Origin of the sequence: Sphingomonas sp. (genome assembly GCF_017304615.1) — a bacterium.
Classification (GTDB): domain Bacteria; phylum Pseudomonadota; class Alphaproteobacteria; order Sphingomonadales; family Sphingomonadaceae; genus Sphingomonas.
In genome coordinates this window covers 193184-208417 of the sequence record NZ_JAFKLZ010000002.1, presented here as the reverse complement: position 1 = coordinate 208417, position 15234 = coordinate 193184, and the positions used below count along the sequence as shown (strand labels likewise).

The 15234-nt window shown below is 65.8% G+C and carries 19 protein-coding genes; 3 read left to right on the top strand and 16 right to left on the bottom strand.

The window, feature by feature from the left end:
* Window positions 1-89 precede the first annotated feature (89 nt).
* Window positions 90-1865, top strand: coding sequence for an AcrB/AcrD/AcrF family protein (locus J0J06_RS09235; protein ID WP_294042453.1), 1776 nt, complete (start codon window positions 90-92; stop codon window positions 1863-1865).
* Here J0J06_RS09235 and J0J06_RS09230 read toward each other — a convergent pair.
* From J0J06_RS09230 to J0J06_RS09195, 8 genes are all read right to left on the bottom strand, one after another.
* Window positions 1858-2484 carry a MarC family protein gene (locus tag J0J06_RS09230; RefSeq protein WP_294041281.1) on the bottom strand — a complete coding sequence of 209 codons (627 nt, stop codon included), beginning with the start codon at window positions 2482-2484 and terminating at the stop codon, window positions 1858-1860. The two genes, J0J06_RS09235 and J0J06_RS09230, sit on opposite strands and share 8 nt — an antisense overlap.
* On the bottom strand, window positions 2481-3182 hold the full coding sequence (locus J0J06_RS09225; RefSeq protein WP_294041279.1) for a hypothetical protein: 702 nt from the start codon (window positions 3180-3182) through the stop codon (window positions 2481-2483). The genes J0J06_RS09230 and J0J06_RS09225 overlap by 4 nt, the downstream gene beginning before the upstream one ends.
* On the bottom strand, window positions 3182-4057 hold the full coding sequence (folD, locus tag J0J06_RS09220; RefSeq protein WP_294041277.1) for a bifunctional methylenetetrahydrofolate dehydrogenase/methenyltetrahydrofolate cyclohydrolase FolD: 876 nt from the start codon (window positions 4055-4057) through the stop codon (window positions 3182-3184). Before folD ends, J0J06_RS09225 begins: the two co-directional genes overlap by 1 nt.
* Window positions 4047-4376: a DUF167 family protein gene (locus J0J06_RS09215; protein ID WP_294041276.1), complete on the bottom strand. Its 330-nt coding sequence runs from the start codon at window positions 4374-4376 to the stop codon at window positions 4047-4049. The genes folD and J0J06_RS09215 overlap by 11 nt, the downstream gene beginning before the upstream one ends.
* Window positions 4349-4654: a YggT family protein gene (locus tag J0J06_RS09210; protein WP_294041274.1), complete on the bottom strand. Its 306-nt coding sequence runs from the start codon at window positions 4652-4654 to the stop codon at window positions 4349-4351. The genes J0J06_RS09215 and J0J06_RS09210 overlap by 28 nt, the downstream gene beginning before the upstream one ends.
* Before the next feature lie 44 nt (window positions 4655-4698).
* Entirely contained in the window at window positions 4699-5598 is a 900-nt protein-coding gene (gene argB, locus J0J06_RS09205) for an acetylglutamate kinase (protein ID WP_294041272.1), read from the bottom strand.
* 266 nt (window positions 5599-5864) lie between these two features.
* Window positions 5865-6533 carry a queuosine precursor transporter gene (locus J0J06_RS09200; protein WP_294041269.1) on the bottom strand — a complete coding sequence of 223 codons (669 nt, stop codon included), beginning with the start codon at window positions 6531-6533 and terminating at the stop codon, window positions 5865-5867.
* A 166-nt stretch (window positions 6534-6699) separates the two neighbouring features.
* Complete coding sequence (locus J0J06_RS09195) at window positions 6700-7059, bottom strand: hypothetical protein (RefSeq protein WP_294041268.1); 360 nt, start codon at window positions 7057-7059, stop codon at window positions 6700-6702.
* A 178-nt stretch (window positions 7060-7237) separates the two neighbouring features.
* Here J0J06_RS09195 and J0J06_RS09190 point away from each other — a divergent pair, with 178 nt between their 5' ends.
* Window positions 7238-8518: a nucleoside transporter C-terminal domain-containing protein gene (locus tag J0J06_RS09190; RefSeq protein ID WP_294041266.1), complete on the top strand. Its 1281-nt coding sequence runs from the start codon at window positions 7238-7240 to the stop codon at window positions 8516-8518.
* Here J0J06_RS09190 and J0J06_RS09185 read toward each other — a convergent pair.
* From J0J06_RS09185 to gluQRS, 7 genes are all read right to left on the bottom strand, one after another.
* Window positions 8515-8754, bottom strand: a complete 240-nt coding sequence (locus J0J06_RS09185; protein WP_294041264.1) for a hypothetical protein — start codon at window positions 8752-8754, stop codon at window positions 8515-8517. The two genes, J0J06_RS09190 and J0J06_RS09185, sit on opposite strands and share 4 nt — an antisense overlap.
* A gap of 7 nt (window positions 8755-8761) precedes the next feature.
* The gene (locus J0J06_RS09180) at window positions 8762-9631 is read right to left on the bottom strand and encodes a 3-hydroxybutyryl-CoA dehydrogenase (protein ID WP_294041263.1); all 870 of its coding nucleotides are present in this window, start codon (window positions 9629-9631) and stop codon (window positions 8762-8764) included.
* 51 nt (window positions 9632-9682) lie between these two features.
* Window positions 9683-10660, bottom strand: a complete 978-nt coding sequence (gene egtD, locus J0J06_RS09175) for an L-histidine N(alpha)-methyltransferase (protein ID WP_294041260.1) — start codon at window positions 10658-10660, stop codon at window positions 9683-9685.
* The gene (gene egtB, locus J0J06_RS09170) at window positions 10660-11919 is read right to left on the bottom strand and encodes an ergothioneine biosynthesis protein EgtB (RefSeq protein ID WP_294041258.1); all 1260 of its coding nucleotides are present in this window, start codon (window positions 11917-11919) and stop codon (window positions 10660-10662) included. The genes egtD and egtB overlap by 1 nt, the downstream gene beginning before the upstream one ends.
* Window positions 11920-11984: 65 nt before the next feature.
* Window positions 11985-12539 (bottom strand): cob(I)yrinic acid a,c-diamide adenosyltransferase, encoded by a 555-nt coding sequence (locus tag J0J06_RS09165; RefSeq protein WP_294041256.1) that lies wholly within the window; start codon window positions 12537-12539, stop codon window positions 11985-11987.
* Window positions 12540-12580: 41 nt separating this feature from the next.
* Window positions 12581-12805 carry a twin transmembrane helix small protein gene (locus J0J06_RS09160; RefSeq protein WP_294041254.1) on the bottom strand — a complete coding sequence of 75 codons (225 nt, stop codon included), beginning with the start codon at window positions 12803-12805 and terminating at the stop codon, window positions 12581-12583.
* A 9-nt stretch (window positions 12806-12814) separates the two neighbouring features.
* The gene (gene gluQRS / locus J0J06_RS09155) at window positions 12815-13684 is read right to left on the bottom strand and encodes a tRNA glutamyl-Q(34) synthetase GluQRS (RefSeq protein WP_294041252.1); all 870 of its coding nucleotides are present in this window, start codon (window positions 13682-13684) and stop codon (window positions 12815-12817) included.
* 94 nt (window positions 13685-13778) lie between these two features.
* Here gluQRS and J0J06_RS09150 point away from each other — a divergent pair, with 94 nt between their 5' ends.
* On the top strand, window positions 13779-14345 hold the full coding sequence (locus J0J06_RS09150; RefSeq protein ID WP_294041250.1) for an HNH endonuclease: 567 nt from the start codon (window positions 13779-13781) through the stop codon (window positions 14343-14345).
* On the opposite strand, the gene J0J06_RS09145 is transcribed toward J0J06_RS09150, so the two are convergent.
* Window positions 14342-15043, bottom strand: a complete 702-nt coding sequence (locus J0J06_RS09145; protein ID WP_294041248.1) for a PEPxxWA-CTERM sorting domain-containing protein — start codon at window positions 15041-15043, stop codon at window positions 14342-14344. The genes J0J06_RS09150 and J0J06_RS09145 overlap by 4 nt on opposite strands.
* Window positions 15044-15234: the final 191 nt, after the last annotated feature.

Below are 15234 nucleotides of genomic sequence, written 5' to 3'. Positions count from 1 at the left end.
TTGCCGTCACACGCTTGCCTAGAAACCGTGCGCCGCACTAATGCGGCGAGGGTCGCGAGGGAAGCATTTTGACGAGTTTTGAAAAGCGCATGGCGGCCCTGGCCGAGGATGTCGACCGTCACTGGATGCGCTACGCCTTGCTCGCGTGGTTTCTGTTTGCGGTCTGGTCCGTCGCGACCGACTGGCCGCGCATCCAGTCGCTCGGGCTGGGCGATACCGACGACAATATGCGGCTGATGCAGGTGCGCGCTTTCCTCGCGGGGCAGGGCTGGTACGACCTGCGCGATTACCAGCTCAATCCGCCGGGCGGGTTCGACATCCACTGGACACGGCTGGTCGACTTGCCGATCGCCGGGCTGATCCTGTTGCTGCGACCGTTCGTCGGCACGCCCGAGGCGGAGCGGATAGCGTGCGGGATCGCGCCGCTTCTCCCGCTGTCGATCGCGTTCCTGGGGCTGGGCACGACCGCGCGGCTGCTGATCGACCGGCATGCCTGGCCGCTGGCGATCGCACTGCTGGCGTTCGCCTGTACCTCGACGATCCTGATGTTCGCGCCGGAGCGGATCGACCATCACGGCTGGCAGCTCGCGATGCTGAGCCTGACCGTGGCGGGCCTGTCCGACCCGAAAGGCGCGCGGGGCGGCGCGATCGTCGGTGCGGCGAGCGCGGTTAGCCTGTCGATCGGGCTCGAGATGATGCCGTACGCAGCGATGGCGGGGGCGATCATCACCCTGCAATGGATCTGGGATCGGGCGGAGTCGCCGCGGGTGCAGGGTTATGCGCTCGCGCTCGGCGGCGGGACCGCGCTCGGCTACGCGGCGTTCGCGTCCTACGCCAATAGCGTGATGCGCTGCGACGCGCTGACGCCGGTATATCTCTGCGTGATGGTCGTTGCGGGCGCGCTGCTGTTCGCGCTGGCGCGGCTCAATGCGGCGAACCGCTGGGTGCGGCTGGGGCTGGCCGTCGCGGCGGGAGCGGTGATCGTCGCGGGGTTCGTCCTGCTGTTCCCGCAATGCCTGGGCCGGCCCGAACAAGTTTCGGACGAACTCGCCAAGAACTGGCTGAACAACGTGCGCGAGGCGAAGCCGGTGTATACCCATCCGTTCCGCACGGCGTTCCCCATCGTGACCTTGCCGCTGATCGGCCTGCTCGGCGCGTTCGTCGCGGCGAAGCGCGCGTTCGACAATCGCGCGCCGAACATGGTCGGCTGGGTGGCGGTCGCGCTGTTCACGCTGTTCGCGTGCCTGATGCTGCTGTGGCAGACGCGCGCCGGGCCGGCGGCGCAGATGCTGGCGGTGCCGGGCGCGGCGGCGTTGATCTGGATCGCGGTGCCGCTGACGCTGGGCAGTGGCAACATGCTGGTCCGCGTGTTCGGGACCGTCGCGGTGGTGATCGCCGCGTCGGGCGCGTTCGCCGCCTGGTCGATCCAGTTCCTGCCGATCGACAAGCCCGACAAGCGCAGCCAGACGATCAACAGCGCCGCTGCGCGCTGCCCGTCCTACAACGCGATGATCGCGCTCAACCGCTATCCGCCGGGCGTGATGTTCAGCTTCGTCGATCTGGGGCCGCGGATCATCACCATCTCGCACCACAAGGCGGTGGCGGGGCCGTATCATCGAAACGGCGAAGCGATCCTCGACGTCCAGCATGCGTTCGGCCGATCGCCCGACGAGTTTCGAGCGACCGCCGCACGGCACGGCGCGAATTACCTGCTGGTTTGCCCGAACATGCCCGAATCGACCATCTATCGCGCGCGCAATCCGGGCGGGTTCTACGACCGGCTGGCGAAGGGCGAGCAGTTCGCGTTCCTGGAGCCGTTGCCGTTGCCGAAGAACTCGCCGCTCCGGCTGTTCCGCATCAGGTGACGTGGAACGCCTTGCTGAGGCCGTCGATCACGAACTGAACCGCCAGTGCGCCGAGCAGCACGCCGAGGATGCGCGTGATGACCGATTCCACGCGCGCGCCGAGCAGCTTCATCAGCGGCCCGGCGGCGAGCAGGGCGACCAACGTCAGTGCTAGAATCGTCGCCAGCGCGGCGAGCACGATCGCGACGCGCTCCAACCCGTGATTGCGGCTCATCGTGAGCATGACGCTGGCGATCGAGCCGGGTCCGGCGATCATCGGCATCGCCATCGGGAAGATCGACACGTCCTCGACCTCCGGCGTCGAGGCGACCTTGGCGGCGCGGTCCTCGCGGCGTTCGGTGCGGCGCTCGAACACCATTTCCAGCGCGATCAGGAACAGCATGATCCCGCCCGCGATGCTGAACGCGGGGAGGCTGACGCCGAGCGCATGCAGGATCGCTTCGCCGACCGCGGCGAACACGAACAGGATGATAGCCGCGACGACCGTGGCGCGGATCGCCATCGCCCGCCGCGCGGCCGGCGTCGCACCGTTGGTCAGCCCCGCATAGATCGGCGCGCAGCCCGGCGGATCGATCACGACAAAGAACGTGACGAAGGCGGAGAGGTAGAGTTCGATCATTTGTTAGCTGGCGATCCGGTTATAGCGTCACCGATGACAGAGTTCCGCTTCTTCCCGTTCCAGAGTCTCGCTTCGAAAACGCGCGAGCCATCCGGCGACACTCTCCAATACCACGATATCGTATGATCTGGCGATGCGCCGCCGCCATCCTCGCCCTCAAAGAACAGCCCTTCGTAATAGGCTTTTTTGGTATTCTTACAGGAAGCAACTTGCACTTTGATTCGCGATGGAATCGGACGTGCGTCTTTCAACCCGTCGCCGCCATCGACGACCCATTTCCAGCCGCCATCCGGCTGCCGCACCCACACGGTCGAAAAGTATCCGACGGCGCCGTCAGGTCGTTTCCAGCCGCCGGTGTTGACGGCCACTTTGCCGTCACACGAAATGTAGCTCGCGGTCGGCCACCAATCGATCGCCTTGGGCGGGTCCTTGCGGTCCTTCAGGAAGCCGTGCGCGTTGACCGGCTGCGGCACGAACATCACCGCGTCGTCGGTCGACCATTTGCGGAAGGCGGTCCATTGCCCCAGCGTCTTCGCGTCGGCGGCGAAGGCGCGCTCGGCGTCGATGGGTGTCGGCTCACCCGTTCGCCCTGAGCTTGTCGAAGGGCGTGTGGTAGGCGAACCGCTTTGATCACGTGCTTCGACGGACTCAGCACGAACGATGAGGAGGATCGCAACGAGCGCGATCGTTGAGCGCATCACAGCGCGTCCTTGTCGTACGCCACGCCCTCGCGCCGGTGCGCTGACACTAATGTATTCCGGAGCAGCACCGCGATCGTCATCGGCCCGACCCCGCCCGGCACCGGCGTCACCGCGCCCGCCACTTGCATCGCGCCGGCGAAATCAACGTCGCCGACCAGGCCGCTATCCGTCCGGTTGATGCCGACGTCGATCACGGTCGCGCCGGGCTTGATCCAGTCGCCCTTGACCATTTCCGGCCGTCCGACCGCCGCCACGACGATGTCGGCGCGCTTGACCACGCTCGACAGGTCATGGGTCTTCGAGTGGGCGACGGTGACGGTGCAGCTTTCCTTCGTCAGCAGCGCCGCCATCGGCTTGCCGACGATGTTCGACCGCCCGATCACGACCGCGTCGAGCCCCGCCAGGTCGCCGATCTGGTCCTTCAAGAGCATCAGGCAGCCGAGCGGGGTGCAGGGCACGAAGCCGTACAAACCGGTCGCCAGCCGTCCGGCATTGACCGGATGGAAGCCGTCCACGTCCTTGTCGGGATCGATCCGCGTGGTGACGACGCGCTCATCGATATGATCGGGGAGCGGAAGCTGGACGAGGATGCCGTCGACCGCCGGATCGGCGTTGAGCGTGTCGATCAGCGCCAGCAGGTCATCCTGCGCGGTGTCGGCAGGGAGCTTATGCTCGAAACTCTCCATCCCCGCGGCGATGGTCGCCTTGTGCTTGGAACGGACATAGACGGCGGAGGCAGGGTCTTCGCCCACCAGTACGACCGCGAGGCCCGGCGTGCGCCCTGCCGCCTCACGAAACTGCGCGACCTGTGCCGCGATCCGTTCGCGCAAGCCCAGCGCGAATGCCTTGCCGTCGATGATCCTAGCCGTCATGCCCCGGCTGATAGAGCGTGGCGGCGATCCGCGCCAGCGCTTCGGCATCGCCCGCGATCGACACGCGCTTCAAACGGGCGCGATCCCCGGCGATCAGCCTTACCGCGCGCCTCGCTACGCCGAAGTGACCCGCGACGAGGGCGATCAAGGCGGCGTTGGCGGCGCCATCGACGGGCGGCGCGTTGAGCCGCGCGATCGCGTGGCCGGGGCCGGGCTCCAGCGCCTCGCGCGACGATCGCGGCGTCACGCGCACCGCGATCTCGATGCCGTCGGCGGTCGTCCGCCAGCCGGTCAGAGCGCGCCCTGGCTGAGATACCACGAGGCGATGTTGGGGATGACGATCCGCGACAGGATGCCGATGACGAGCAGCACGACCAGAGGCGACAGGTCCAGCGCGCCGAAATCGGGCATGATACGGCGGATTGGGCGATAGAGCGGCTCGGTCATGCGCTGCAGCGCCACCCAGATGGCGCGGACCGTGTCGTTATAGGTGTTGATGACGTTGAACGCGATCAGCCAGGACATCACCGCCTGGACGACGATGATCCACCACACGATGTCGAGAATAAGCTGAAGGATCTGCAATATCGTAATCAAGGGACTCTCCGTGCGACCGGTGTATTAGTCATATAGGGCGGTCGTTACGCCCTTACCAGCGTGCCTGCGCCGCGCCGGGTGAATATTTCCAGCAGCATCGCGTGCGGCACCCGCCCGTCGAGGATGACGGCGGCTTCGACCCCGGCCTCAACCGCGGTGACGCAAGTGTCGACCTTGGGGATCATGCCCCCCGAAATCGTGCCGTCGGCCTTAAGCGCCTCGATGCTGGCGCGATCGAGATCGGTCTGGAGGTCGCCCGCCTTGTTCAGCACGCCCGCGACGTCGGTCAGCAGGAAGAAGCGCGTCGCGCCCAATGCGCCGGCGATCGCGCCGGCCATCGTGTCGGCGTTGATGTTGTAGGTCGCGCCGTCCGCACCCAACGCGACGGGCGCGACGACCGGGATGAACCCGTCCTTCGCCAGGTTGGTCAGGATCGTCGGGTCGACCTTCACCGGTTCGCCGACAAAGCCCAGATCGACATGGCGCTCGATCCCCGAATTGGGATCGGGTTCGCGGCCGGTGACCTTTTCGGCGAGCACCAGATTGGCGTCCTTGCCCGAAATACCGACCGCGCGGCCGCCGAGCGCGGCGATCCAGCCGACGATTTCCTTGTTGATCTTGCCCGCCAGCACCATTTCCGCGACCTCGGCGGTGGCGGCGTCGGTGACGCGCAGGCCGCCGACGAAGCTCGATTCGACCCCCAGCCGCTTGAGCATCGATCCGATCTGCGGCCCGCCGCCGTGCACGACCACCGGGTTGATGCCGACCGCCTTGAGCAGCACCACGTCCTCGGCGAAGTCACGCTGCGCCTCCGGGTCGCCCATCGCGTGGCCGCCATATTTCACGACGAAGGTCTGCCCGGCGTAGCGCTGCAGGTAGGGCAAGGCCTCGACGAGCGTTTCGGCCTTGGCGAGGAGCGCCGGCGAGGGGCTGTGGTCGGTCATGCGCGCCCGTTAGGGCCTAGCCCCCTGACTGGCAACGGCCGTGACGGAGCCGATTTTGGTGTTGGGCAAGAAGCGAGGAGAGAGCGATGCCGTAGTGCATCGTGACCGACGAGCGACGCCGCCCAGCGCCAAAATCGGCCCGCCGCTTCGCGGTCGCCCGGAGAAGCCCGCTGGACGACGTCACTTGCTTGCGTGTAGCTTCGGCTACGCGACTGCGCTGCGTTTCTTGCCAGCGGGCTTCTCCAGGCGATCACGACCATTGCCAGTCAGGGGGCTAGGCCCTCGGCCGGTGCGCGGGTTCCGTCCAGCCAGCGGCCCAGTGCGACGAAGCCGGTGATCAGGAACGGCACGAGGACAATCGACAACACGACCTTGGTCAGCATTTGTCCTTCCATCAGCCCCAGGATCGGGCGCTCGCCATAGAAGGAGATGGAGATGAACAGCACGGTGTCGACGATCTGGCTGATCACGCTCGCCACCATGCCGCGGAACCAGACGAGGCGGCCCTGGCCTTCCTTGCCCTTCAGCTTGCCGAAGATGAAGACGTTTAGCGTCTGCGAAATGCCGTAGGAGATGAACCCCGCGAGCATCATCCGCACGCTTTGCCCGACGACGATCGGGAAGGCGTCGATCGCGGGTGGGTACATGCCCGGATCGTGCGGCAGCGCGAGCACGAGCTGGATCAGGGCCGCGGAGGTGAATAAAGGCACGAAACCGAAGCGGACCAGCGCGGTCGCGGTTTTCTGCCCGTGCAGTTCGGCGACCGCGCTCGACAGCACGACGAGGATCAGGAACCCGAAGATGCCCGCCTCGACCGCGAGCGGTCCCAGCGCGACCTGCTTCACCCCTAGCACGCCCGCCATGCAGACCATGCCGCCGTAAAGGATCGAAAAGACGAAAAGCGAACGCGGGATCGCGGGGGCGGGTGTTTCCATGGAAGCCGACGCTAGCGGGAAACGCGCGCGCGTCAAACGAACAGGCTCTGGTCACCTCAACCCGTCGTGCCGGACTCTATCCGGCATCCCGCTCTCTTGCGTCCGACGAAAAAGCGGGATCCCGGATCAAGGCATGGGTGACGGGGTGAGGGAAGGTCGAGCGTGCCTACTTCATCCGTTTGTTGCAGGCGCTCCAATATTGCGGCCAGGTCTGGCCGGCGGGGACTTTCTTGGCGGCGCTGTCGGCTCGCCATTGCGCGCCGCACTGGCGTTCGCGGGCGTACATCGCGGATTGCGCGGCGGTCGGCTGGCCCGGCTTGGCGGCTGGCTTGGGCAGCGTGCTCCGGCATTGCGCAAGATACTGGTTCCAGGTTTCGCCGGCGGGAATCGTCTTGGCCGCCTTCGCCGCCTGATATTTCGCGCCGCACACCTTCATCGCATTGTCCGCCGCAAGCGCCGGGCTGGCTGACGCTCCGCCGATCAGCACGGTTGTCGCCATCGCCATCATCTTGGCCGTGTGGTTCATCGCTTCACTCCCTAAGCGGGCGTGGATCGCGCAGGGGAAGCGCGGCGTCCGCATCCAAGAAGCTGATCCTCCGAACATTAACCTCAGCTTACAATCAGCGTCGCGGGCGGGGCTGGGCAGCCGGATTTTTTGCCGCCATAACCATGATCAAGAACGAAAGCCCGGGGGCCAAGATTTCATGCGTATCCTGATCGGCCTGGCCGGTATCGTCGTCATCCTGTCGATTGCGCTGCTGCTGTCGTCCAACCGCAAGGCGATCCGCCTGCGCGTCGTCGGGGCGGCGTTCGCGTTGCAGGCGTTAATGGCGGTGCTGGTGCTCTATGTGCCGGCCGGTAAAATGGTGATCAGCAAGATGGCCGAGGGCGTGACCGCGCTGCTCGGCTACGCGCACGAAGGCACGAACCTGATCTTCGGTGCGCTCGCGACCGACCCCAAGTTCGGCAATTCGTTCGCGATGGGCGCGTTGCCGGTGATCATCTTCTTCGCGGCGCTAGTCGCGGTGCTCTACCATATCGGGCTGATGCAGTTGATCGTGCGCTGGGTCGGCGGCGCGATCGAGAAGGTCATCGGCGTCAGCAAGGTCGAATCGTTGTGCGCGGCGGCCAACATCTTCGTCGGTCAGTCGGAAGCGCCGCTGGTGATCAGGCCGTACCTGGCGGCGCTGACGCCGTCGCAACTGTTCGCGGTGATGTCGGTCGGGATGGCGGGTGTGGCGGGGACCATCCTCGCGGCCTACGCGCTCCTGCTCGGGCCGACCGCTTTGCCGTACCTGCTCGCCGCGTCGTTCATGTCGGCGCCGGGCGGATTGCTGATGGCCAAGCTGATCATGCCCGACGACATCCCGTCTTCGCGCGAGGACGAACTTCCGCTGGAGGATCATGCGGCGGTGCTGGCGCAGGAGGACGAAGCGGTGCGGCTGGCGGACGGCCATCCCGAGGAGGAGCGCGCCGCCAACATCATCATGGCCGCGGCGTCGGGCGCGCAGACCGGCGTCAAGATCGCGGTCGCGGTGGCGGCGATGGTGCTGGCGTTCGTGTCGCTGGTGGCGCTGGCCAACGGTATCCTTGGCGGCATCGGCGGCTGGTTCGGCTATCCCGAGCTGAGCTTCCAGCTGATCCTCGGTTATATCTTCGCGCCGGTTATGTACCTACTCAACGTTCCTTGGGCGGAGACCGGGGCGGCGGGCCAGTTGTTCGGGACGAAGGTCGTGCTCAACGAATTCGTCGCGTTCATCGACCTCGGCCAGATGAAGAACCTCTCGCCGCACACAACCGCCGTGGTGACGTTCGCGTTGTGCGGGTTCGCCAATTTCTCGTCGATCGCGATCCAGATGGCCTCGACCGGCAGCCTCGCGCCGAACCAGCGGCCAATGATTGCGAAGCTGGGCTTGCGCGCGCTGGCGGCGGGGAGTCTTGCCAACCTGATGTCGGCGGCGCTGGCGGGGATGCTGATTCCCTAGCGCTTCAGCGCTAGGCGAATCAGGCCGATCGCGGCGATCAGCGCCCAGGCGCTCTCGATCACGGCAGCGGACAGGTTGAAGTCGTGGGAAAGGCTGATCAGCACCGCGCCCGCGCCAAAGAAATTACCGGCGAGCGCAGGCGCACGCTGCGGATCGATCTTGCCGAGCACGGTCAACCCGTAAGTGACGAGCATTACCAACGTGCCGCTCAACCCGATAACGTCGTAGATAGTCATGCTGCCGTCACCGCGTCGGGACCGGCTCGGCGCCCGAATAGTCATAGAAGCCGCGGCCCGTCTTGCGGCCGAACCAGCCGGCCTCGACATATTTGACCAGCACCGGCGCTGGGCGGAATTTGGGGTCGCCGGTCCCTTCAAACAGCACGCGCGTGATCTCCAGGCACGTGTCGAGGCCGATGAAATCGGCGAGCGTCAGCGGCCCCATCGGATGGTTGAGCCCGAGTTGGCAGGCGAGGTCGATGTCCTTGATCGTCGCGACGCCCTCGCCAAGCGCGAAGCACGCTTCGTTGAGCATCGGCATCAGCACGCGGTTGACGATGAAGCCCGGTGCGTCGTTGGCGCGCACTACCTGTTTGCCCAGCGCAGCGGCATAGGCTTCGATCGCGGCGACGGTCGCGTTGCTGGTGGCCAAGCCCACGATGATCTCGATCAGGCCCATCACCGGGACGGGATTGAAGAAATGCACGCCGATGAACCGCGCCGGATCGGGGCTGGCCTGGGCGAGGCGGGTGATCGGAATAGACGAGGTGTTCGACGCCAGGATCGCGGACGTGGTCATCACCTTGCCGACTTCGGCGAAGATCGCGCGCTTGATTTCCTCGCGCTCGGTCGCGGCCTCGATGATCAGGTCGCACTTGGCCATGCCGGCAGGGCCGTCGATCGTCTCGATCTTGGCGAGCGCCTGATCCGCCGCAGCGGCGTCGAGCTTGCCCTTTTCGACCGCCCGGGCGAGCTGACGGGCGATGCCGGACTTGCCCGCATCGGCGCGCTCCTTGCTCACATCGGCGAGCAGCACGCGATAACCGGCCTGCGCCGTCACTTGCGCGATCCCCGCGCCCATCTGTCCCGCCCCGATCACGCCGACTGTGTGCATTGCTCGCTCCTTCGATTTGCGAGCAGCCAATAGCTGGTTTGGCCCAGACTGCTAGGGCGCGGGGCGCGGGGCCTGCGCTTCGGCGAGGTAGAGGGCGAACTGGTCTGCGGGATCAGTCCATTCGGCGATGGGGGTCCAGCCGCCCGCGCGGAGCAGGATGCGGGCGTCTCGCGGGCCGTATTTGTGGCTGTTCTCGGTGTGGATCGTCTCACCTGCCGCGATCGAGAAGGGGCGGCCCTCGACCGTGAAGGTCACGTCCCGCGTCGCCTCCAGGTGCATCTCGATCCGCGCGCGGTCATCGTTCCAGATCGCGCGATGGCGGAACGCGTCGATGGGGATCGTGCCGTCCAGCTCGCGGTTGATCCGTTCGAGCAGGTTGAGGTTGAACGCCGCGGTCACGCCCTGCGCATCGTCATACGCGGCCTCGAGCACGCCGACATCCTTGATCCGGTCCATCCCGATCAGCAGCATCGCGCCTTCCCCCAGCGACGCCCGCATCGCGCGGAGCAGATCGGCCGACGACAGCGGGATCATGTTGCCGATCGTCGAGCCGGGGAAGAAGCCGAGCTTGGGCAAGTCGCGGACCTGCGGCGGGAACGGAATCGGCTTGAGGAAATCGGCCTCAACCGGGAAGACCGGCAGGCCGGGAAAGCGTTCGGCCAGTGCCCTGGACGATTCGCGCAGGAAGTCGCCCGAAATGTCGATCGGGACATAAGCGGCGGGATCGACCGCCTGGAGCAGGATCGGCGTCTTGGTCGACGAGCCGGACCCGAACTCGACCACCGCACGACCCGCGCCGACCTTCTCGGCGACCTCGCCGGCGACCGACCGCAGCAGCGCGGTTTCAGTGCGCGTCGGATAATATTCGGGCAAATCGGTGATCGCCTCGAACAGCTCCGACCCGCGATGGTCGTAAAACCACCGCGCGGGAATCGCGCGCGGGCGGCGCGTTAGCCCGTCGATCACATCGGCGCGAAAGGCAGGGTCCGCAAAGCTGCGCGTACCGTCCTCGATTTCCTGCTTGAGCATCAGATGTCTTTCGCGAGCCGCACGCCGGTGAATTGCCAGCGTTGATGAGGATAGAAAAAGTTGCGGTAGCTCGCGCGGGCATGGCCGCGCGGGGTCGCGCACGACCCGCCGCGCAACACGAACTGTCCGCTCATGAACTTGCCGTTATATTCGCCGACCGCACCCTCGGCGGGCTTGAAGCCGGGATAGGGACGGTACGCGCTGCCGGTCCATTCCCACACGTCGCCGAAGAAGGCAGGACCACCGGGCGAGGGGCGTGGTTCGACCGGACCGGCGGCGTCGAGCTGGTTGCCGGAATCGGGGTCGTGACGTGCCGCGGCGGCTTCCCATTCCATTTCGGTCGGTAGGCGTGCGCCGGCCCAGCTCGCATAGGCGTCCGCCTCGAAGAAACTGACATGCGTGACCGGCGCGGCGGGGTCGATCGGGCGGCGGCCGTCGAGCCCGAACCGCGTCCAGACCTCGTCGCGCTCTTCCCAATATAGCGGCGCGTCGATCCCTTCCGCCCTTACCCAGGCCCAGCCGTCCGACAGCCAGTGGCGTGGGTCGGCATAGCCGCCATCGGCGATGAACGCCGCCCATTCGCCGTTAGTCACGGTGCGGTTCGCGATGGCGTGGGGCGTCAGCAGCGCCTGGTGTCGCGGTCCCTCGCAATCGAACGCGAAATTGGGACTGTCATGCCCGATCTCGACCAACCCGCCGTCCCGCTCGATCCAGCGGATAGGCTCTGGCATCGCGACCGGTACCTTGCGTCCGCCGGGCCAGACTGCGGGCTCGACCGGATTTTCCGACATCAGATGGAGCAGATCGGTAAGCAGCAGCTCCTGGTGCTGCTCCTCATGATGACAGCCGAGCCGGACGAGTTCGCGGGCCGCTTCCGGCAAATCGGGCAACGCATCGCCCAGCGCGCTATCGACATAGGCCCGATAGGCCAGCACTTCGTCGAGCCCCGGCCGCGTGATCATCCCGCGCCGGTCGCGCGCATGGCGGCGCCCCTCTGCTTCGTAATAGGAATTGAACAGGAACGGGAAGCGTTCGTCGTGCAGCGCATAGCCGGGCACGAAATCGCGCAGCACGAACGTCTCGAAGAACCATGTCGTGTGCGCGAGGTGCCATTTGGCGGGCGACGCGTCGGGCATCGACTGCACGCTCGCGTCCGCGTCGGACAGCGGCGCGACCAGCGCCACGCTCAGCGCGCGTACGACCGCCAGGCGCTCGGCCAGCGCTCCCGGCGTCGGTGAAAGGCCCAGCCGCGTTCGCATTATGTTCTCCGTAGGCGCAAAATTACGCCGCCGCAATGATCGAGATCATCAACCCGGAAAAAGAATCAGCGGGATGCGCCGGGCACCCATAGAACGTCGCCACCCGCCGATTGGTTCATCACGCGCGCGGCGACGAACAGCCAGTCACTGAGGCGGTTGATGTAGCGCAGCGCGTCGGGGTTGAGCGGCGCGGCGGCATCCGCCGCGACGGCGCTGCGTTCCGCGCGCCGGACGATTGCGCGGGCAAGATGGAGGTGCGCCGCGATCGGCGCGCCGCCCGGAAGGATGAAGCTGGTCAACGGTTCGAGCGCCGAGTTCATCGCGTCGATCTCATGCTCCAGCCGCGCGACCTGGGCGGGCGTGATGCGTAAAGCGCCCTCGATCCCATCGGGCGTCGCGATGTCCGCGCCGAGATCGAAGAGATCGTTCTGGATACGGGCAAGCGCCGCATGGGTTTCTTCTTCCGCCAGCGTCGCCGCGATCCCGATCGCGCTGTTGGCTTCGTCGACATCGCCGATCGCGGCGATGATCGGATCAGCCTTCGACACGCGCGAACCGTCGACAAGCCCGGTCGTGCCAGCGTCGCCGGTCTTCGTATAAATTTTGGTGAGTTTGACCATTTTAACGTCGCAGCGCCCGCCATGCGCATGAGCGCATCGACTTAACGCTGCCCGGCGACGAACAGGATCAGCACGACGATCAGGATCGCGGCCGCCTGGAAGAAGATGCGGAACTGCATCGCCTTGTTCGACTTGAGCGCATATTCGCTGGGGCCGTCGCCGTGGACCTCGGCCGACGAGTTCTTCAGGAACATCACCACGCCGTAAACGAGGGCGGCGAGCGTCGCGAGCATCGCGGCGAGGAGCAGGATGGCGAGAAAGGTCATGCTGTGTATTTAGGCGCTTGCATAGCCCTTGGGAAGCGCGCCGCTGCGCAACTGGTCGGCGAGGACACGACCGTCGGGATAGGCCGTGCGGAGATCGGCGAGCGTCGGCGCGCCGTGACGCTTCGCGAGGCGCTCGCCGTCCGTTCCGACCAGCAATGGATGGTGGTGATAGACTGGCGTCGGCAGCCCGAGCATCGCCTGCAGCAGGCGATGGACATGCGTCGCTTCGAACAGGTCGCGCCCGCGCACGATGTGCGTGACGCCCTGCGCGGCGTCATCCACCACGACGGCCAAGTGATAGCTGGCCGGCGCGTCCTTCCGCCAAAGCACAATGTCGCCCGCGGCGAAGGGCCACGCGACTTGCATGCCGGCAATCTCGTCCGCCCAGCCGATCCCGAAATAGGGCGCGAAGGCGTTTTCCATGTCGAGCCGCCACGCGAACGGCTCGCCCCGCGCCAGCCGCTTGGCGATGTCCTGCGGCTTGCGATAGCGGCACTTGGCAGGATGCGGTGGCGGCTTGTCGCCGGCGTGCGGGGCGTGGCCGGCCGCGGCGATGTCGGCCTCGATCTCCGCACGCGTGCAGAAGCAGCGATAGGTGCGGCCGCTGGCGTGCAGCGTGTCCAGCGCATCGGCGTAGAGCGGCACGCGTTCGGACTGAAACACGACCGGCCCGTCCCACGCCAGCCCGAGCCACGTCAGGTCGTCCAGGATGCCTTGCACATGTTCAGGGCGCGAGCGTGTGCCGTCAATGTCCTCGATCCGCAGCAGAAACCGGCCACCCGCCTCCCGGGCGCGATCATGCGCCTGCACCGCCGACCAGGCGTGGCCCAGATGCAACGCCCCGGTAGGGCTCGGCGCGAACCGCGAGATTATCAACAAACCGGCCCTTGACCACGAGTCGCGCGCTGTGCTGTCATCACCACGTCATCCTAATCGGGTTCAGCGCCGATAAGGAAGTAGAGGGGGATCTAGCGTGTTCCATCCCGACCTGATGCGGCATCCGGACAGTTGCCCGGCCCTGGTGCTGAACGCGGATTACACCCCGCTCAGTTATTATCCGCTTTCCGTCTGGCCGTGGCAGACCGCCGTCAAGGCGGTCTTTTTGGATCGGGTGGACATCGTTTCGCACTACGAACGCGAAGTGCGCAGCCCGACCGCCAGCTTGAAACTGCCCTCGGTTATCGCGCTCAAGCAATATGTCCGGCCCAGCCAGTTTCCCGCCTTCACCCGGTTCAACCTGTTCCTGCGCGACAAATTCTGCTGCCAATATTGCGGGACGCACAAGGACCTGACGTTCGATCACGTCATCCCGCGCGCGTATGGCGGCCGCACGACATGGGAGAACGTCGCGACCGCCTGCGCGCCCTGCAATCTGCGCAAGGGCGGCCGCACCCCGCGTGAGGCGAAGATGCCCCTCCACGTCGAGCCGATCCGCCCGACGAGTTGGCAGTTGCAGGACCACGGCAAAAGCTTCCCGCCCAACTACCTTCACGATACGTGGCGGGACTGGCTGTATTGGGACGTGGAGTTGGAAGCCTAGGCCAGCGCCGGCATATCCCGCTGACGCCGCCGCAGAGCGCCGCCGATCACGCCGAACCCCATGATGATCGTCGCCCAGGTCGCCGGTTCGGGCACGCCGCCCGGCTGACGCGCCGACAATTGCAGCACGACGTTGTCGATGGCGTTCGAATAGTCGGACGACGGGTCGCCGTTGGAGATGCTGAAGGTCGTCAATGCGCTCGTCGCCACGAACGATCGCGAGCATTGCTGCCATGTCGTCGTCAGCGTCTGGACGGTATTCACGCAGGAAAAGCTCGACCCGTTGAGCAGGACATTGACCAGGCTCTGCGTCCCGAAATACTGGCCGCCCGTCACGTTGCCCAGCCAGAAGCTGAAATCATAGCTTGCGCCGATCGTCGTCGCGACAGTTTGCTGGACGCCGTCGGGGGCATTGTCCGAATAGCCCGCCAGATCGACCCATAATTTCCCGTCCTGTGCGGGAAAGCTGTAGCCGGGATTGCCGGCATAGGCCTGGTCGACCTGCGAGATGTGCGTGCCCGCCGGGCCGATGATCGTCCAGCCGGGCAAATCGGGACTGCCGACCAGCATGTCGCGATAATTACCCGGCGAAAGCGTATTGGTTTCGAAACTGCCGTTGACGACAAGGTTCTGCGCCGTTGCGGCGGTGGCGTGCAGGCCGATCATGACGGCCGACAGGAGGATGATGCGTCGAAACATGCTGGTCGCTCCTCAAGTTCATATACCTTGCGACCATGTTTTCATGGAATCTGTCGGCATTTCTGCCGCGATCATCATGAAATAGGCGCGCTGTGCGCCGAAGAGTCAACAGCGCCGTTAACCATGCCGACCCGAAATGGCGCTGCGGGGCCATGCGTAACAAAATTCTGTCGCATGATCGAGACACGCAA